Raw genomic sequence first — 17,530 nt, 5'->3', positions numbered from 1 at the left:
GCGAACTTCGCCGTTCCGGCTTCTTCATGATCGAACTACGTCAAATCTCGCAGCGCTTTGCCGGCCCGAACGGTTGGATCGACGCGTTGCACGATATCAATCTCACGATTCCGGCGGGCCAGATTTTCGGCATCATCGGCCGTAGCGGCGCGGGCAAGAGTACGCTCGTGCGCACGATCAACCTGCTCACGCGGCCCAGTGCCGGCGAGGTGGTCGTCGACGGCAAGCGCCTGAACAGCTTGCCGACGCAAGCGTTGCGCGAGGCGCGCCGCGAAATCGGCATGATCTTCCAGCACTTCAATCTGCTCAGCTCGCGTACGGTGTTCGAGAATGTCGCGCTGCCACTCGAGCTCGCGGGCATGAAGCGCGCCGAGATCGAGGCCGCGGTGTTGCCGCTGCTCGAACTCGTCGGCCTGACCGCGCTCAAGGACCGCTACCCCGCACGCATCAGCGGCGGGCAGAAGCAGCGCGTCGGCATCGCCCGCGCACTGGCGAGCCGGCCGAAAGTGCTGCTCTCGGACGAGGCCACCTCGGCGCTCGACCCGGAAACGACGCGCTCGATCCTCGAGCTGCTCAAGCGCATCAATCGCGAACTCGGCCTCACGATCGTCCTCATCACGCACCAGATGGAAGTCATCAAGGACGTGTGCGACCGTGTGGCCGTGCTCGATGCGGGGCGCGTCGTGGAAGAGGGCAATGTCGTCGAGGTCTTTCTCAAGCCGCGTCATGCGGTCACACGCGCGCTGCTCGGCGACGTCATCGCGCACGAACTGCCGAGCGCAGTCAAAGCGCGCGTTGCGGCGCAAATCGAGGCAGGGGAAGGGCAGCTTCTGCGGTTCGCGTTCGCGGGTGGCGGGGTGGATCGGCCGATTCTGTCGGAGACCATCCGACGTTACGCGCTCGATTTCAATATCCTGCACGGCCAGGTCGACGAGATTCAAGGCCACGCGTTCGGCTCGCTCGCCGTGCTCGCCGACGGCGAGCCGCAGCAGTTGGCCGCCGCTCTGGGCTTTCTGCGCGAGCAGGGCGTCGTCGTCGAGGAACTGTCGCATGTTCAGTGAAATGTCTTCGATGTTCGTTCAGTCGTTTTGGGAAACGCTCGTCATGGTCGGCATCTCGGGCGCCGTCGGCGCGCTCGTCGGCTTGCCGCTCGGCGTGCTGCTGTTTCTGACCGACCGCGGCGGCGTGCTGCAAAGCGTATCCGCGAACCGCGTGATGGGCTTCACCGTCAATGCCGTGCGCTCGACGCCGTTCATCATCCTGCTCGTCGCCGTCATTCCGCTGACGCGCTTGATCGTCGGGACGTCGATCGGCACCGCTGCCGCCGTCGTGCCGCTGACGATCGCCGCCGCGCCGTTCATCGGGCGGCTCGTCGAAACGGCGCTGCGTGAGGTCGATCGCGGGCTCATCGAGACCGCCGAAGCGCTCGGTGCGACGACGCGCCAAATCGTCTTCAAGGTTTTGCTGCCCGAAGCGTTGCCGGGCATCGTCGCCGGTCTCACGATCACGTTCGTTTCGCTCGTCGGCTACTCGGCGATGGCCGGCGCGATCGGCGGCGGCGGCCTGGGCGATCTCGGCATTCGCTATGGCTACCAGCGGTTTTTGCCCGAGGTGATGGTGGCGGTCGTCGTCATCCTCATCGTCTTCGTGCAACTCGTGCAATCGTTCGGGGACTGGCTCGTGCGCCGCTTGAGCCACCGATGAACACGTGCGTTAGAGGCGTGGGTCGAAACCCGGGCTTGGCGCCCGGGCTGCTTTCTCATTAAAATAAAACGATCGTTCGTTATTCTAAAGCGCGCCACCGAGGGGCATCCGTGTCAGCCGGGGCTTGACGTTTCGGCGGCCGATTCGGTGTTGCTGCGCGGGCTAAACGTGGCCAACCCGGCGCGGGCTAGCCCCACATGGGCCGGCCGATTTTGCCCATAGGGGCTTTGCCGAACCTTTGGTGAGTGCGGTCGCAGCATGCGCTGTCGCTATAATGGCCGCTGGGTTGACGTATTCGTAACTTTGGAGCGTGTGCATGAAAATTTTGGTGCCTGTCAAGCGCGTGGTCGACTACAACGTCAAAGTCCGAGTGAAGTCGGACGGCACGGGGGTCGACATTGCGAATGTGAAGATGTCGATGAATCCGTTCGACGAGATCGCCGTGGAAGAGGCGGTGCGCCTGAAGGAAGCGGGCGTGGCCACCGAGGTCATCGCGGTGTCGGCCGGTGTGGCGCAATCGCAGGAGACGCTGCGCACGGCGCTGGCGATCGGCGCGGACCGCGCGATCCTGATCGAGTCGAACGAAGATCTGCAGCCGCTGGCGGTGGCGAAGTTGCTGAAGGCGCTGGTGGATAAAGAGCAGCCGCAACTCGTGATCCTGGGCAAGCAGGCGATCGACGACGACTCGAACCAAACGGGTCAAATGCTCGCCGCGCTGGCGAACTTGCCGCAGGCGACGTTCGCCTCGAAGGTGACGATTGCCGACGAGGGTGGACAAAAGCGGGCCACGGTCGCACGCGAAGTGGACGGTGGCGCGGAAACGCTCACGTTGACGCTGCCGGCGGTGGTGACGACGGACCTTCGCTTGAATGAGCCGCGCTACGTGACGCTGCCCAACATCATGAAGGCGAAGAAGAAGCCGCTGGAGACGCTCAAGCCCGAAGACCTCGGCGTGGACGTTGCGCCGCGCTTGAAGACGCTGAAGGTGGCCGAGCCGCCCAAGCGCAGTGCCGGGGTGATGGTGCCGGACGTGCAGACGCTGGTCGAGAAGCTGAAGACCGAAGCCAAGGTGTTGTGAGGGGAGCAAGAGAAATGACGATTCTGGTTATTGCCGAACATGACAACGCGTCGATCAAGGGCGCGACGCTGAACACCGTTGCCGCTGCGCAGAAGATCGGTGGCGACATTCACGTGCTGGTGGCGGGCCACAACGCGCAGAGCGCGGCCGATGCGGCGGCGAAGATTGCTGGCGTGACGAAGGTACTGCTGGCCGATGCGCCGCAACTGGCCGCGGGTCTTGCCGAGAACGTCGAAGCAACGGTCCTGCAAATTGCCAAGGACTACTCACATATCCTTGCGCCGGCCACGGCCTACGGCAAGAACGTGGCGCCGCGCGTGGCCGCGAAGCTCGACGTCGCGCAGATCAGCGAGATCACGGCCGTCGTGTCGGCCGATACGTTCGAGCGTCCGATCTACGCGGGCAACGCGATCGCCACGGTGCAATCGGGCGATGCGATCAAGGTGATCACGGTGCGCGCGACGGGCTTCGACGCGGTGGCGGCGGAAGGCGGTAGCGCCGCGGTTGAGAAGATCGAAGCGGCGCTTGACCGCGGCGTGTCGCAGTTCGTGAGCCGCGAAGTGACGAAGCTCGATCGTCCCGAATTGACGAGCGCGAACGTCATCGTGTCGGGCGGTCGCGGCCTGGGCAGCGGCGAGAACTACACCAAGGTGCTCGAGCCGTTGGCGGACAAGCTTAACGCGGCGCTGGGCGCTTCGCGCGCGGCCGTGGACGCGGGCTACGTGCCGAACGATTATCAAGTGGGACAGACGGGCAAGATCGTCGCGCCGCAACTGTACGTGGCGGTCGGCATCTCGGGTGCGATTCAGCACTTGGCCGGGATGAAGGATTCGAAGGTGATCGTGGCGATCAACAAGGATCCCGAAGCACCGATCTTCAGCGTGGCCGATTATGGCCTCGTCGGTGACTTGTTCACGCTCGTGCCTGAACTCGTGAACGCACTGGGCTAAGCACGAGCAGCGCCGCGCAAGTAGGCGCCTGCCGGTAAAAGCAAGGGGCGCGCGGCGCCCCTTGTTCATCTCTCGCCACGCGTTATTTCGAGGTCGACGCCCGGAATCGAGCAAGCCGCTCGATGACTCGACACCAAAACGAACGGCGCCCGGTTAGGGCGCCGTTCTTCCTGCTTCCGGCTACTGGGGGTATGCGCGAGCCGTTACGCGTAAGCGGGTTGCGGGGTCCTGCCGAACTCGCCAAGATAGCGATGAACGGAGAGGTCGTCCGCTTGGATGGCCGGCCGGCGGCCCGAGATGAGGTCGGCGAGCAACTGGCCCGAACCACAGGACATGGTCCAACCGAGCGTGCCGTGTCCCGTATTGAGGAATAGATTCGACACCGGCGTGCGGCCGACCACCGGCGTGCCGTCGGGTGTCATCGGGCGCAGGCCCGTCCAGAACGACGCTTGCGACGTATCGCCGCCGCCGGGGAACAAATCGTTGACGCACATTTCGAGCGTGTCGCGGCGAGCCTCGCGCAGCTTCTTGTCGAAGCCGACGATTTCGGCCATGCCGCCCACGCGGATGCGATCGTCGAAGCGCGTGATCGCGATCTTGTACGTTTCGTCGAGCACCGTCGATACGGGCGCCTTGGCTGCATCGACGATCGGTGCCGTGATCGAATAGCCCTTGAGCGGGTAGACGGGGATTTTCGCGATGCCCGACAGCAATGGGGTCGAGTACGAACCGAGCGCGACGACATAAGCATCTGCCCGCAGCGTTTCGCCGCCGCAGCGCACGCCTGCGATACGGCTGCCGGCCATTTCCAGCGCGTCGATCGACATACCGAAGCGGAACTTCACGCCGAGCGATTCGGCGAGCGCGGCCAAGCGCGTCGTGAACAATTGGCAATCGCCCGTTTCGTCGCCGGGCAGACGCAGCCCGCCCGTCAGCTTGTGCGAGACGGCGGCGAGCGCCGGTTCGGCGCGCGCGAGCTCGGTGGGGCTCAAGAGCTCGTACGGCACGTTGGCGTCCTTCAGCACGGCGATGTCTTTTTGTGCGCCGTCGAGCTGCTGCTGCGTGCGAAACACCTGCAGCGTACCGCCCGTGCGGCCTTCGTATTGAATGCCGGTATCGGCGCGCAACGCCTGCAAACAGTCGCGACTGTATTCGGCGAGGCGCACCATCCGGCCTTTATTGACGGCATAGCGCTCGGCGGTGCAGTTTTGCAGCATCTGCCACATCCAGCGCAATTGGAACTGCGTGCCGTCCAGACGGATTGCGAGAGGCGCGTGCTTCTGGAACATCCACTTCACTGCTTTGATCGGTACGCCGGGAGCAGCCCACGGCGCCGCGTAGCCGGGCGAGATCTGACCGGCGTTCGCGAAGCTCGTTTCGAGTGCCGGAGCGGTTTCGCGATCGACCACCGTCACCGCGTGACCGGCGCGCGCCAAGTAATACGCACTCGTTACGCCGACAACGCCACTGCCCAGAACGACGACTCGCATAGTTGCTCCCAAATACCGATCAAGCCAGTTGATGCCGCTATACTATTGCGACAAAAGCAGTTTTTGTTTCTGTATTTTTCAGTTTTTTGGTTGAAACACTATGAGAATAGAACGCCAGCCGATCCGCAAGCTCGACAAGCTCGATCGCAAGATACTCAAGGTGTTGCAGGAAGACGGTCGCATCGCCATGAAGGATCTCGCCGAGCGGGTCGGGCTGACCGTCACGCCCTGCATCGAGCGCGTCAAGCGGATGGAGCGGGATCAGGTGATCCTGGGCTACTACGCGCGCGTCGACCCGGCGCAGCTCGGCGCCGCGCTACTCGTGTTCGTCGAGATCACGCTCGGCAACAAGAGCGGCAATATGTTCGATCAGTTCCGGCGCGAGGTGCAGAAGATTCCCGAGGTACTCGAATGCCATCTCGTCTCCGGCGATTTCGACTATCTCATCAAGGCGCGTATCGGCGAGATGGCCGATTACCGCAAACTGCTCGGCGACATCCTGCTGCAACTGCCGGGGGCGGTGCAGTCCAAGAGCTATGTCGTCATGGAGGAGATCAAGGAGATGCTGACGATCGCCGTGGGCGATTGAAGCCTGCTTTCATCCGAATCGCTTGGCGCCTGGACCGAAGCTTCCGCCAAAGCACGACGCCCGTCGATTACGCAACAGGTAATGGAAACGGCCCCGCACTTCGCTATGATCGCCGTCATGAACTCGACCCTCATCTCTTCGCGCGCCGTCTCCCAACGTTCGAATCGCCCAGTCGGCGATTTGCTGCGTGAATGGCGCCAGCGCCGCCGCATGAGCCAGCTCGTGCTTGCCACCGAGGCGCAGATTTCGACACGCCATCTGAGCTTCGTCGAATCGGGCCGCGCGCAGCCGAGCCGAGAGATGCTCATGCATCTGGCCGAACAACTCGATGTTCCGCTGCGCGCGCGTAATGCACTGCTCGCCGCCGCGGGCTTCGCGCCGCTCTATGGCGAGCGCGCGCTGACCGATCCGCAGCTCGATGCGGTACGCGAGGCGGTTCGGCTTGTCTTGCGAGGGCATGAGCCCTATCCGGCGCTTGCGATCGACCGACACTGGACGATGATGGCCGCCAATGGCGCACTCGCGCCGCTCATCGCGCGTGCCGATCCCCGGTTGCTCGAGCCGCCCGTCAACGTACTGCGCTTGTCGCTGCACCCCGATGGGCTCGCGCCGCACATCGTCGATTGGGCCGGTTGGCGCGCGCATGCATTGCAACGTGTCGAGCGGCAGGCGCAAGCGAGCGGCGATGCGGCGCTCGCGGTGCTCCTCGAGGAGCTCGCCGCCTATCCGGCGCCGCCCGGCGCCAATCTAGAACCCAGCCGCGAGCCGGCGCCGCTCGCGGACGTGGTCGTGCCGTTTCGTCTGCGCACCGACATCGGTATGTTGTCGTTCTTCAGTACGACAACGGTATTCGGGTCGCCCGTCGATGTGACGTTGTCGGAACTCGCGATCGAGGCGTTTTTCCCGGCTGATGCGGCCACGGGCGATGCTTTGCGCGCCTATCACGCAAGCCAGCCGCAAGCGTCGACGGCGAGCAACGCAGGCTAGGCGCTCTCGGTACCCGGAGCACGGCCAAGCGAGATGTACCGCACCAAATGATGATCCTCATCGCCGAGTTGATGATCGATCATGACGAGTCGCTTCGCATAGTGTGCGAGCGGGAGTTCCCACGTCATGCCGATGCCCCCGTGCAACTGCACGGCTTCGCGGGCGAGCCGTGAGCCCACTTGTCCGATCGTGTACTTGGCCGCCGATAGCGCGCGCTCGCGTGCAAGGCGCGGCGCGGCAAGCGCGGCTGCTGCATTGATGACCGCAGAGCGCGCTTGTTCGAGGTCGATCGCAAGATCGGCCATGCGGTGCTGCAACGCCTGAAAGCTGCCGATCGGCACGCCGAATTGACGGCGCGTGCGCAGATACTCGAGCGTCGCGGCGAATGCCGTTTCCATCGCCCCCAACGCTTCGGCCGAGAGCGCCAGCACGCCACAGCCGAGCGCTGCTTCGAGTACGCCGTACCCTTTGTCTTGCGGGCCGAGCAGCGCATCGGCAGGCAGTGTCGATTCGCGTAGGAAGAGTTCTGCGCCACGGCCGCCGTCGATCAGCGCATAGCCGCGCAGCGCAAGCCCCGGCGTGTCGCGCCGCACCCAGAACAATGAAATGCCGTCCTCCATGTCGACCGGTCCGCTCGTGCGTGCCGAGACGACGAAGCCGTCGGCCCCCTCGCCGCAAAGCACGACCGCTTTCGTTCCATTCAAGCGCCAGCCGTCGTCGGTTCGTGTCGCCGTTGTCGCGATACGGGCCAGCTCGTCGCGCGAGTCGGGCTCGCCGTGCGCAAATGCCAGCACGGCGTCGCCGTCGATGAGCCGTGCCAGCCATGCGCGTTGCACCGCGTTGCCCGCCAGCGCGATCGCGCGCCCGGCGACGAGTGCGCCCAAGAACGGCTCGACCACGAGAGCTCGCCCCAAGTGCTCGAACACGACGGCGATGTCGTCGCCCGTGCCGCCGAAGCCGCCGTGCTCGGGCGCGAACAGTGCCCCGATCGCACCGAGTTCGCCGAAGCGCCGCCATGTCGCGCGATCGAAGCCTTCAGGCGAGCGCGCGATGCGCTCGCGCGCGGCGAAGCCATACTGCTCGGCGACAAAGCGCGCGAGCGTGTCCCCGAGCATGCGCTGCTCATCGGTCAACTCGAAGTTCATCGTCGAGCCCTCTCAGAGTTCAAGGATCGCTTTCGCGATGATGTTCTTTTGAATCTCGTTCGATCCGCCGAAGATCGAGAGCTTGTAGTTGTTGAAGTCGCTTTTGGCGGCATCGGGCGCATCGAATGGGCCGAGCGGCGCGCCCTCGTAGCCCTCGTCGAATGCTTCGTCGACGAACGGCTGCGCGTAAGGGCCCAATGCACGCCGCATCAACGCCGCGATTTCCTGGCGAATCTGCGTGCCGCGCACTTTCAGCATCGAGCTTTGCGCACCGGGCGCGCCGCCGCCCGCGGCAGCCGCGATCGTGCGCAGGTTCGTCGTCTTCATGTTGTCCAGGTCGATGGAGACGCGCGCCAGGCGGGCTGCGAAAAGCGCATCTTCGGCGAGCGGCCGCCCGCGATGCATGATTTTTGCCGCCGCATGCTCGAGCCGCTCGAGGGCCGCCACCGAGAAGCCCACGCCCGCGATATTCGTGCGCTCGTACGTGAGCAGGTACTTGGCGTAGGTCCAGCCGCGATTCTCTTCGCCGACGAGATTCTCGGCGGGCACGCGCACGTTCGTGAAAAACACTTCGTTCACTTCGTGCTCGCCGTCGAGCGTCACGATGGGGCGTACGTCGATGCCGGGCGTGCGCATGTCGATCAGCAAGAAGCTGATGCCTTCTTGCTTGCGCACGTCGGTAGCCGTGCGCACGAGGCAGAACATCATGTTCGCGTAGTGGCCGAGCGTGGTCCATGTCTTCTGGCCGTTTACCACGTAATGTTCGCCGTCGGCGTCGCGCGCGCGTACGGCACGTGTGGCGAGCGATGCGAGGTCGGAACCCGCACCGGGCTCGGAGTAGCCCTGGCACCACCAGTCGGAGCCATCGAGAATGCGCGGCAGCCAGCATCGCTTTTGCGCTTCGTTGCCGTACTTGATCAGCACGGGGCCGAGCATGTTCACGCCGAACGGTACGATGCGCGGCGCGCCGGCGAGCGCGCATTCGTTGTCGAAGATGAAACGTTCGACGGGACTCCAGCCCGTACCGCCGTATTCGCGCGGCCAGTGGCTCGCGAGCCAGCCGCGCGCGTGGAGAAGCGCATGCCATTGGGCCATGTCCTCGCGCGCGAGCCGTAGCCCGTGCTTGACCTTGCGCGCTGTGCGAGCCGGCAGCCTTTCGTCGAGAAAGCGCCGTACTTCGCTGCGAAATGCCTCTTCTTCGACAGTGAAACTCAAGTCCATCGCTTAGCCCTCGCGGCTGATCGAATTTATGCCGGCGCGTCGTTCAAGCTCGAAAAATCGGCCCCGCGTTCGACGAGTTCGACGATGAGCGGCGACGGCCGCCAAAAGAACGCGTCTTCTTTCGACAAGCGCTCGAGCTCGGTCAGTATGTTCGGCAGCCCTAGCATGTCGGCGTACTTCATCGGGCCGCCGCGGTAGCGCGGAAAGCCGTAGCCGTAGATCAACGTGACGTCGACGTCGAGCGGACGCAGCGCGATGCCTTCGCGCACGATGTTCGCGGCTTCGTTGACGACGGCGCACATGAGGCGGCGCACGATCTCGTCGTCGGCGAAACCGCGCGGCGAGACGCCGGCACGCACGCGTTCGGCTGCGACGATCGCTTCGACTTCCGGGTCGGGCGTGCCTGTCCGCGCGCCTTGCTCGTAGCGATAGAAGCCGCGGCTCGTCTTCTGCCCGAACCAGCCGCGCTCGCAGAGACGGTCGGCGATTTCGACGTAGCGCAGGCGCGGATCGCGGGTCGGCGCGCGTCGCTTGCGTGCGGCCCAGCCGATGTCGCCGCCGGCCAGATCGACGACTTGATACGGGCCCATCGGATAGCCGAACTCGCGCATGGCGCGATCGATCTGATAGGGCGAAGCGCCGTCTTCCATCAGGTAATCGGCGGCCATGCGATAGACGGCAAGCAGGCGATTGCCGATGAAGCCGTCGCAGACCCCGGCACGGACGGGCACCTTGCGTAGCTGTTTGGCGAGTTCGAATGCCGTGGCGACGACGGCTGCGCTCACGCGGGCGGGCACGACGATTTCGAGCAGCTTCATGACGTTGGCCGGCGAAAAGAAGTGCAGACCGACAACGTCGGCCGGACGCGACGTCGTGCCGGCGATTTCGTCGATGTCGAGATACGAGGTGTTCGTCGCGAGAATGGCGCCACGCTTGCAGACGCGGTCGAGTTCGGCGAAGACGGCTTGCTTGACGGCCATGTCCTCGAACACCGCTTCGATGACGAGATCGACGCCCGCAAGCGCATCGTACGACGTGCTGCCCGTGAAGCGTGCGAGGGCGGCGTTTTTGGCCTCGGCTTTGATGCGGCCTTTGGCCACGAGGCCGTCGTAGACGCGCTCGACGTGTCCGCGCCCGCGTGCGAGTGCTTCGTCGTCGCGCTCGATCATCGTGACGGGCAGCCCCGCATCGAGCACGGCCACCGCGATGCCGGCGCCCATCGTGCCGCCGCCGACGATGCCGATCGTCGAGATCGGGCGTGGCGTGGCGGCCTTCGTCTCGGGTGCCTTCCCGACTTCGCGTTCGGCGAAGAACGCGTGGATGAGGCCCGCGCGCTGCGGGCTCTCGAGGCATTCGACGAACAGTTTGCGCTCGAGGACGAGGCCTTCGTCGAACGGTAGCGTCAGCGCCGCCTCGACCGCATCGACGATCTTCATCGGCGAAAAGAGTCCGCGCGCGCGCTTGGCCGTTTCCTTGCGGGCGGTGTCCACTGCGACGCGGCCCGCGCCCCTATCGGCCAGTGCCTTGGCGGCGCGCGTCGGCCGCACGCCGGCTTTGGCCGCGAGCAGTTCGCGCGCATAGGCGAGCCCTTCGCCGAGCACGTCGTCGGTCGCGCCGAGGCGGTCGACGAGACCGAGCGAGAGCGCCTCTTCGGCCCGCGCATGGCGGCCCGAGAGCATCAAGTCGAGGGCGGGAGCCACGCCGATGAGACGCGGCGCGCGCTGCGTGCCCCCAGCGCCGGGCAGCAACCCGAGCTGGACTTCGGGTAACCCGAGTTTCGCGCCGCGTACCGCGAGCCGATAGTGTGCCGCGAGCGCGACTTCGAGCCCGCCGCCGAGTGCTGCGCCGTGAATGGCGGCGACGACGGGTTTGGCGCACGCCTCGATGCGGTTGCAGACCGTCGGCAGCAAGGGCAGCAATGGCGGTTTGCCGAATTCGCGGATGTCGGCGCCGGCGATGAAGTTGCGCCCCGCACCGACGATCAGCACGGCTTGCGCGGCGGCATCGGCGTCGGCGGCGTCGATCGCCTCGATGAGCCCGCGCCGCACGTCGACGCTCAAGGCGTTCACGGGCGGGTGATCGATGGTGACGACGAGCACGTTGCCGTGCAGGGTGCGGGAGACGACGGAGGCGTGGGTCGGGGCGGTCATGGATGGGCGTCGAACGAGGGTGATCGATCGTGCGATTGTCGATGGGATAGCGGAAATTGACAATCCAAGCATGAATTGACAGACTGTAAAAATTTCCTTGACAGTGAGCGGCAGGCCGCCCCATCCATGGATTTGAATTCCCTCTCGCTGCTCGTCGAGATCTTGGAGGCCGGCAACCTCAGCGAAGCCGCTCGCCGGCTCAAGATGACGCGGGCCAACGTCAGTTATCACCTCAATCAGTTCGAACGCGCGCTCGGGCTGCAACTCGTGCGGCGCACGACGCGGCGCGTCGAGCCGACCGAGGCGGGGTTGCGTCTCGTCGAGCACGGCCGCGCGATTCGGCGGGCGCTCGAAGCGGCGCAGGAGACCGTCGAGACGCTCGGCCGCACGCCGCTGGGGCGCGTGCGGCTGTCGGTGCCGAGCGGCTATGGGCAGCTCGTGATGGCCGACTGGCTGCTCGAGTTCAAGCGCCTGCATCCGGGCATCGTGCTCGACGTCATGTTTGAAAATCGCGTCGAAGATTTGCTGCGGGACGAAGTCGACATCGCCGTGCGCGTCATGTCCGAGCCCCCGCAGAATCTCGTCGCGCGCGACATGGGGGCCGTGCGCTATGTCGCCTGTGCCTCGAAGCAATACGCAAACGAGCATGGGTTGCCGACGGCACTCGACGCTTTACGGACGACGCCGCTCATCACGGCCACCGTCGTCGGCCGTCAGTTGCGCGTCGCGGCGTACCTTGGCGGCGAGCGGCACGAAGTCCTGCTCGAGCCCACGTTGATTTCGGAGAATTTTCTGTTTTTGCGCCAAGCGGTGCTGGCGGGGTTGGGGGTGGGCATCGTGCCCGACTACGTGGTGCAAGACGATATTCGCAGCGGGGCGGTCGTGACGACGCTCGATGCGTGGCGGCTCAGCATTTTCGGCACGCACATGTACCTGCTTTACATGCCCGATCGCCATCAAACGCGCGCTGCCGCATCGTTCATCGATTTCGTGCTCGAGAAGGCAAGAAAAGCGGGGCGGACCCTCTGAGCCAGCCAGGTCCGCCCCGCATCGACGCGCATTGCTACGGTGCGTTTTCGGGTCAGTGATGCTTCTTCACGTCACGGTCGTGCTTGAGCTCGTCCTTCAAGTCTTCCTTGGCGTCGCCGTAGCCCTTGCGGATTTCTCCCGCGGCTTCCTGAAGGTCGCCCTTGGCTTGACGCGCCGGATCGTTCGTCACGCTTCCGACCGCTTGATTGACCTTACCCTTCGCCTTTTCCGCTACGCCCTTCACTTGATCCTTGTTCATGTGAGCTCCTTTTAGGTGTGCCGCACGTGCGACAACGATCCATCCGCAACGGGCGTGCCCGCGCGCCCGAGGGCGCGGGGATGGATGCGAAATTCAGACGTGCGACGGTGCGCTTCGAATGCACAGCGTCGAAGGCGGGTTCGCCATTCGGCTATGGAGTGGCTTGCGCGTCGGTGTGCGAGGCGGTGGCCTGCGTTTGCGGGTCGTGCGCGTCGTTCGCCTCGAGCACCGGTGCGAGCGAGGGGCCGAGCGTTTTGAGCAACTGCACGGCCATCGCGCTCGTGTAGTCGTAGCGCGCCGCATACGGTTCGTGCGTGTACGCCGTCAGCGTGCCGTAGAAGCGATTGCCGATGACGAACACGAACACGGCCGTGCGATTGACTTTGCGCGATTCGATGAGCCGTCCGCCGCGTGCATAGACGTCGTAGCGCTGATCGCCGGTACCGGTCTTGCCGTAGACGTCTAGCGCGTGCCCGTCGCCGAGCGGTAGTCCCGTCGAAAGACGCGCGCCCGTGCCGCCGAGCACGACGTCGCGCAGCAGGCTGCGCGCGACCGCGACGATGTCGGGCGAGATGGCCTGGTGCTGAGGATTCGGCGCATGGGCGAAGTGCGTTTCGAACGGCGTCCCGGCCGCAAACGCGAGCGTATCGACGCTGCTCGCATGGATCGTGTTGCCGCCGTTGGCGATGATGCCGATCAGATGCGCGAGCGCATCGGGCCGATCGCCGGAAGCGCCGATTGCGGCGGCGAACGAAGGCGTGATCGTCTCGAACGGATAACCGAGCGCGCGCCAGGATTGGCCGATGGCGTCGTAGGCCTTCAATTCGACCATGTGCCGGATGCGGCGATCTTGCGTCAGATGATGGTGCGTCTTGAAGAGCCATGCATACGACGTGAGGCGTGCGGCGCGGCTCGCTTTGCGCAGCTCGTCCTCGGTCGCGTTCGGATGCTTGCGCAGATAGGCGAGCATCCATAACGCGATCGGATGCACCCCCGAGATATAGCCGCGATCGTTCAGATTGAACTTGTCGATCGCGTACTTCGCATAGAGCTTGGCGAGATCGTCATCGGAGAGCGACGCGCTCGGCGTGTTTTTGAGGGCTGCGCGCATGCGCTGCGCGAACCACGGGAGAGGTTCGTCGGGGGCGATGCTGCGCAGTGCCGTGGCGAGCTTGGGCGGGCTCTTGCGCATGTCGGCGACGAGCATGTCGAGCGCTTCGTCGGCCGTCTTGCCGTGGTACCTCACGAAGAACCGATGCAAGTAGACGAGGCTCTCCTGATCGGCGAACGCTTCGAGATAGCGCTGACGCAGTGCGGGGTCGTCGAGCCAATGCGCCGAGGAGCCGGTTGTCTGCACCATCTCGTAGTGGACGATGTCGCGCATGAGCCGCACGAACACGAGGTTCACCGAATGCTGGAACGCATCGCGCACGGTGAGGATGCGTCCGTTGTCGGACTTGTCGAAGTTCGAGAAGGCCTGCGCGCCGCCGCCCGTGTAGAACGTTTCGCCCGGGCTCGCCGAATATTTGCGCTCGACGGCCGCATCGAGCATCGCGGGCAGTGAGCGATCGTTTGCATGGATAAGGTAGTCCACGGCCCAGCGCGAGAGCCCATCGATCGGGTCGAGCCGCACATGCTTGAGTTCGGCCGCGCTCATGGACGCATAGCGCGCATGCAAGGTCGAGACGATTTGCAGGTACGTGATCACCGTGCGCAGCTTAGCGGTCGAGCCGAGATTGAGCCGTGCGCCCCCGTTGATGTCGAACGGCTGGTTCACGCTGTCCGTTTGCACGCGCACGACGTCTTGACCGTTTCGATGCTCGAACAGCGCGAAGCTGAAGGAAATCTTCGACGGATCGTCGCCTGGGCGCAGCATCTCGAAGCCGTAAAGGCCGGCCGCCTTCGCGCCTTCGACGGTGCCGGCCTGCGCAAGCCGCTCGGCGACGGCGCGCTCCACGGCGTCGTTCAATGTCGAATGCACGGTGAGGTCGAGCCGGTCGAGATCGTAGAAGCCGTCCACGCCGAGCGCTTGTTGCAGACGCGAGCGCACGAGCGTGATGGCCTTGCGCGCGACGAACGACGTCGCCGGCCGCGGCGGGGCGCCCTTATGCAACTCGAGCGATTGCTCGAGCGCCGCGTCGCGCAACGGCGCGGAGATGACGCCGTTCGCGGCGAGCACGCGGATGTAGCTGTCGGTGAGCCGGTCGAGCGCGGGGCGATTGCGCACGAGGTAATACGAGGGCGCGCGCTGCGCGATCAACAACGAGAGTGCCTGCTTGAACGCCAGCGCTTCGCTGGCGAGCACACCGGGCGCCGCCGGGCCGTTGCCCGTTTCGGCCGTGATTTGCGACAGCAGTTGGTTGACGTCGACGAAGTCGCACCCGTACCAAGCCGTCAGCCCGTCGCCGAGGCCTTGGATCTCGCCGATGCCGGGCCGCGCCGCCAGCGGCACCGTATTCAGGTAGTGCACGACGATCGATTGACGCACGGCCATCGTATTTTCGCCGCCAAGGTAGGCGCGGACCGATGCCGAGGCGATCTGGCGCAATTTTTCAGGGGGCGTGGCGGTGCGGCCGCCGGGCGAATGGCGAAATTTCTCGGTTTGCGTGGCGAGCGTGCTGCCGCCGGGCGTCGATTGATGACGGTCGACGAGCCGCACCGCCTGATCCGACAGCGCCCGGGCAAATCGGCCCCAATCGATGGCCGGGTTCCGATCCGGTTCGCTCGGATCGAGCAAATAGCGGTCTTCGATGAACGTCAGCGCACTGACGATGATGGGGGGAATCGAATCGAAGTCGGTGTAGGCGAGAGCGGGGTAGCGGGCGCTATAGAGCGGCGTACCCTGCTCGTCGAACAAGCGCAGCCCCGCCTGGTCTTTTTCCACGTACGGTATGAACAGGCCGCGATCGGCCAGCGACATCATCATCGACGAATCGCGCGCTTGGCTCGTGACGATGTAGCCGCGCGCGCGCAGTCGCGCCGCGAAATCGGGCAAGCGCGCATAACCGAGGCGCCAGTCGTACGGGCCGCCCGGCGACGGGAAGCGGATGTCGTCGCTGGCGCCCGCTTCGACTGAAAACGATACCTGTCGCCCTAAACCCGCGAAGTAGCGCGCTTGCAAACGCGAAGTCTGCATCTCGAGCGAGACGAAGTAGGCGAGCAGGCCGACGAGCGCGGCAACCCCGGCGAGCATGAGCCATTTCCATCGCGCGCCCGGCGACATCGTTGAGATGTAGCGCAAGGGTAGGCGGGCGAGCGGGCGATTCATGATGAGGCTCCGTTAGCGGCGTCGCACCGCGCTGACGACGCTCGTACTAGTTTAATCATGCGCCGAACGCCTGTGCAGTATGGTTCGTGTGCTTCGCCGCACGAAAGATTTCGCGGCGTGACGGGCGCCGGACCACGCCGGCGTTCTCCCGTTCCCTGGCAGCGCAACGCGCACGCCAGCCGGTGTTCCGACGGCCTGCGCGGTTTTCCAAGTTGGCGCGGAAACGATATCGAGGGGATGCCCGCATTATCGGTACCGCTATTGCACGTAAATATGACGCCTATGTTGACAGGTCGAATAATCGTTTCGGTATTAATTTCTCTGTCGGAAGTAATTTGCGGTTAAACGAGCTTTGCCTCGATTTTCTCGAGCCGGAAATGTGCGATGATTGCGTTCGTTTAAATCGGCACGCGGGCGAGCGTGCCGGTTAAACCACAGTGAAGCTTAGGTAGTCGGTGCATCGCTGCCCGCGGAAACGCGCATTGTGAAATGACGGGAATCACGCCGTCGTCAATCGAAGTTACACCGCAGAAATAAAGAAGAGCCTTGGGCGTGCGTCTCATTCGAGAGCCGCGGCTCGGTGCGTGCCGAGCCGGGGAAGACGTATGCCGAGATGTCGATGCTCCGGCCGCCGGGCGCGGCCGTTTCGGTATCACGCAGGTCGCTCGCGTGACTGGCGCGACGGCAAGGAGGCATAAATGAAAAGCTGGGCCGAGGAACTGTTGCACGAGTTGAATCACACGAACTCCGATATGGAGATCTTCAGCAAGATCGAGGCCGCCGCAAAGGGCTTGGGCTTCGAGTTTTGCGCGTATGGCTTGCGGGCGCCGTGGCCGCTGTCCAAGCCGAAGACGCGCTTGCTGAGCAATTACCCGGAAGCGTGGAAAAAGCGGTATCAGGAAGCGCACTATTTCGAGATCGATCCGTCCGTGCAGCATGCACGTCGTTCGCAGTCGCCGGTCGTTTGGAGCGACGCGCTCTTTAGCGGCGTGCCCGAATTGTGGCGCGAAGCGCGATCGCACGGGTTGTGCTATGGCTGGGCGCAGTCGGCGTTCGATAGCTGCGGCGTGGGCGGTATGCTGACGCTGGCGCGTTCGAGCAGTCCCCTCACGGCGGATGAACTCGGCGAGAACGAAGTCAAAATGCGCTGGCTCGTGAGCACTGCGCATCTGTCGCTCAAGCGTGTGCTGATGCCGACGTTGATGGCCGATCCGGAGCGCGGGCTCACCGATCGCGAAGTGGAGGTGCTCAAGTGGGCCGCCGACGGCAAGACTTCCGGCGAAATTTCGAAGATCCTCGTGATTTCGGTCGATACCGTCAATTTCCACGTCAAGAATGCGGTGACGAAATTGAAGACGACGAACAAGACGGCAGCAGTCGTGCGTGCCGCGATGCTCGGCTTGCTTCAGTGACTGCCGGTATGGCGAGCGCCGTTTTGGCGCTCGCCGGGGCGAAGCGAATTGCCGTTTTAGATACGCCGTGCGCCAATTTACCGAGTCGGAATTGCGGTTTTTCGATTTTCTTGTCGTCGGAGAAAGGTGATCTCATTCGCACTTATTTCCAACCGCGATAATAAATTTAGAAGGCTTTCGGAAATATGATCGGATGTGCGCATCGATTATCGATGCGCTTTGAATTGCATGTGGCGCACTCCTACCGG

At 64.3% G+C, this 17,530-nt stretch carries 14 protein-coding genes; 8 read left to right on the top strand and 6 right to left on the bottom strand.

Annotated features, from left to right (window positions below):
* Window positions 1-26 precede the first annotated feature (26 nt).
* The 4 genes from J3485_RS12620 (at window position 27) to J3485_RS12605 (ending at window position 3,732) form a co-directional block, all read left to right on the top strand.
* A complete protein-coding gene (locus tag J3485_RS12620; protein WP_206955789.1) occupies window positions 27-1,061 on the top strand; it encodes a methionine ABC transporter ATP-binding protein in 1,035 nt (344 codons plus the stop codon).
* Window positions 1,051-1,704 carry a methionine ABC transporter permease gene (locus J3485_RS12615; RefSeq protein WP_206952827.1) on the top strand — a complete coding sequence of 218 codons (654 nt, stop codon included), beginning with the start codon at window positions 1,051-1,053 and terminating at the stop codon, window positions 1,702-1,704. Before J3485_RS12620 ends, J3485_RS12615 begins: the two co-directional genes overlap by 11 nt.
* A gap of 316 nt (window positions 1,705-2,020) precedes the next feature.
* Window positions 2,021-2,782 (top strand): electron transfer flavoprotein subunit beta/FixA family protein, encoded by a 762-nt coding sequence (locus tag J3485_RS12610; RefSeq protein ID WP_206952825.1) that lies wholly within the window; start codon window positions 2,021-2,023, stop codon window positions 2,780-2,782.
* Window positions 2,783-2,796: 14 nt separating this feature from the next.
* Window positions 2,797-3,732, top strand: coding sequence for an electron transfer flavoprotein subunit alpha/FixB family protein (locus J3485_RS12605; protein WP_206952823.1), 936 nt, complete (start codon window positions 2,797-2,799; stop codon window positions 3,730-3,732).
* A gap of 203 nt (window positions 3,733-3,935) precedes the next feature.
* On the opposite strand, the gene J3485_RS12600 is transcribed toward J3485_RS12605, so the two are convergent.
* A complete protein-coding gene (locus J3485_RS12600; protein WP_206952822.1) occupies window positions 3,936-5,222 on the bottom strand; it encodes a D-amino acid dehydrogenase in 1,287 nt (428 codons plus the stop codon).
* Window positions 5,223-5,322: 100 nt separating this feature from the next.
* On the opposite strand from J3485_RS12600, the gene J3485_RS12595 reads away from it, so the two are divergent.
* Window positions 5,323-5,811, top strand: a complete 489-nt coding sequence (locus J3485_RS12595; RefSeq protein ID WP_206952820.1) for an Lrp/AsnC ligand binding domain-containing protein — start codon at window positions 5,323-5,325, stop codon at window positions 5,809-5,811.
* A gap of 117 nt (window positions 5,812-5,928) precedes the next feature.
* On the top strand, window positions 5,929-6,798 hold the full coding sequence (locus J3485_RS12590) for a helix-turn-helix domain-containing protein (RefSeq protein ID WP_242538561.1): 870 nt from the start codon (window positions 5,929-5,931) through the stop codon (window positions 6,796-6,798).
* Here the strand turns inward: J3485_RS12590 and J3485_RS12585 are convergent.
* The 3 genes from J3485_RS12585 to J3485_RS12575 are packed head-to-tail and all read right to left on the bottom strand — an operon-like array spanning window position 6,795 to window position 11,314.
* The gene (locus J3485_RS12585; RefSeq protein WP_206952815.1) at window positions 6,795-7,943 is read right to left on the bottom strand and encodes an acyl-CoA dehydrogenase family protein; all 1,149 of its coding nucleotides are present in this window, start codon (window positions 7,941-7,943) and stop codon (window positions 6,795-6,797) included. The two genes, J3485_RS12590 and J3485_RS12585, sit on opposite strands and share 4 nt — an antisense overlap.
* Before the next feature lie 12 nt (window positions 7,944-7,955).
* Complete coding sequence (locus J3485_RS12580) at window positions 7,956-9,164, bottom strand: acyl-CoA dehydrogenase family protein (RefSeq protein ID WP_206952813.1); 1,209 nt, start codon at window positions 9,162-9,164, stop codon at window positions 7,956-7,958.
* Between the two features lie 26 nt (window positions 9,165-9,190).
* Window positions 9,191-11,314 carry a 3-hydroxyacyl-CoA dehydrogenase NAD-binding domain-containing protein gene (locus tag J3485_RS12575; RefSeq protein WP_206952812.1) on the bottom strand — a complete coding sequence of 708 codons (2,124 nt, stop codon included), beginning with the start codon at window positions 11,312-11,314 and terminating at the stop codon, window positions 9,191-9,193.
* Between the two features lie 126 nt (window positions 11,315-11,440).
* On the opposite strand from J3485_RS12575, the gene J3485_RS12570 reads away from it, so the two are divergent.
* Window positions 11,441-12,343 carry a LysR family transcriptional regulator gene (locus J3485_RS12570; RefSeq protein WP_206952810.1) on the top strand — a complete coding sequence of 301 codons (903 nt, stop codon included), beginning with the start codon at window positions 11,441-11,443 and terminating at the stop codon, window positions 12,341-12,343.
* A gap of 52 nt (window positions 12,344-12,395) precedes the next feature.
* Here the strand turns inward: J3485_RS12570 and J3485_RS12565 are convergent, their stop codons facing one another.
* Window positions 12,396-12,602: a CsbD family protein gene (locus J3485_RS12565; protein ID WP_206952807.1), complete on the bottom strand. Its 207-nt coding sequence runs from the start codon at window positions 12,600-12,602 to the stop codon at window positions 12,396-12,398.
* A 151-nt stretch (window positions 12,603-12,753) separates the two neighbouring features.
* Complete coding sequence (locus tag J3485_RS12560) at window positions 12,754-15,870, bottom strand: transglycosylase domain-containing protein (protein ID WP_206952805.1); 3,117 nt, start codon at window positions 15,868-15,870, stop codon at window positions 12,754-12,756.
* 698 nt (window positions 15,871-16,568) lie between these two features.
* On the opposite strand from J3485_RS12560, the gene J3485_RS12555 reads away from it, so the two are divergent.
* Complete coding sequence (locus J3485_RS12555) at window positions 16,569-17,282, top strand: autoinducer binding domain-containing protein (protein ID WP_206952803.1); 714 nt, start codon at window positions 16,569-16,571, stop codon at window positions 17,280-17,282.
* The last annotated feature ends 248 nt before the right edge of the window (window positions 17,283-17,530 follow it).

The sequence above is a fragment of the Trinickia acidisoli genome, from assembly GCF_017315725.1.
Lineage (GTDB): Bacteria > Pseudomonadota > Gammaproteobacteria > Burkholderiales > Burkholderiaceae > Trinickia > Trinickia acidisoli.
The sequence above is the reverse complement of the archived record's forward strand: the minus strand, read 5'-3'. Positions and strand labels throughout refer to the sequence as shown.

Bases quoted from the DNA above. Each gene is read 5' to 3' on its own strand.
- J3485_RS12605 (WP_206952823.1), top strand. From the start codon at position 2,797: ATGACGATTCTGGTTATTGCCGAACATGACAACGCGTCGATCAAGGGC.
- J3485_RS12560 (WP_206952805.1), bottom strand. From the start codon at position 15,870: ATGAATCGCCCGCTCGCCCGCCTACCCTTGCGCTACATCTCAACGATG.
- J3485_RS12610 (WP_206952825.1), top strand. From the start codon at position 2,021: ATGAAAATTTTGGTGCCTGTCAAGCGCGTGGTCGACTACAACGTCAAA.
- J3485_RS12585 (WP_206952815.1), bottom strand. From the start codon at position 7,943: ATGAACTTCGAGTTGACCGATGAGCAGCGCATGCTCGGGGACACGCTC.
- J3485_RS12570 (WP_206952810.1), top strand. From the start codon at position 11,441: ATGGATTTGAATTCCCTCTCGCTGCTCGTCGAGATCTTGGAGGCCGGC.
- J3485_RS12595 (WP_206952820.1), top strand. From the start codon at position 5,323: ATGAGAATAGAACGCCAGCCGATCCGCAAGCTCGACAAGCTCGATCGC.
- J3485_RS12600 (WP_206952822.1), bottom strand. From the start codon at position 5,222: ATGCGAGTCGTCGTTCTGGGCAGTGGCGTTGTCGGCGTAACGAGTGCG.
- J3485_RS12580 (WP_206952813.1), bottom strand. From the start codon at position 9,164: ATGGACTTGAGTTTCACTGTCGAAGAAGAGGCATTTCGCAGCGAAGTA.
- J3485_RS12565 (WP_206952807.1), bottom strand. From the start codon at position 12,602: ATGAACAAGGATCAAGTGAAGGGCGTAGCGGAAAAGGCGAAGGGTAAG.
- J3485_RS12555 (WP_206952803.1), top strand. From the start codon at position 16,569: ATGAAAAGCTGGGCCGAGGAACTGTTGCACGAGTTGAATCACACGAAC.
- J3485_RS12620 (WP_206955789.1), top strand. From the start codon at position 27: ATGATCGAACTACGTCAAATCTCGCAGCGCTTTGCCGGCCCGAACGGT.
- J3485_RS12590 (WP_242538561.1), top strand. From the start codon at position 5,929: ATGAACTCGACCCTCATCTCTTCGCGCGCCGTCTCCCAACGTTCGAAT.
- J3485_RS12615 (WP_206952827.1), top strand. From the start codon at position 1,051: ATGTTCAGTGAAATGTCTTCGATGTTCGTTCAGTCGTTTTGGGAAACG.
- J3485_RS12575 (WP_206952812.1), bottom strand. From the start codon at position 11,314: ATGACCGCCCCGACCCACGCCTCCGTCGTCTCCCGCACCCTGCACGGC.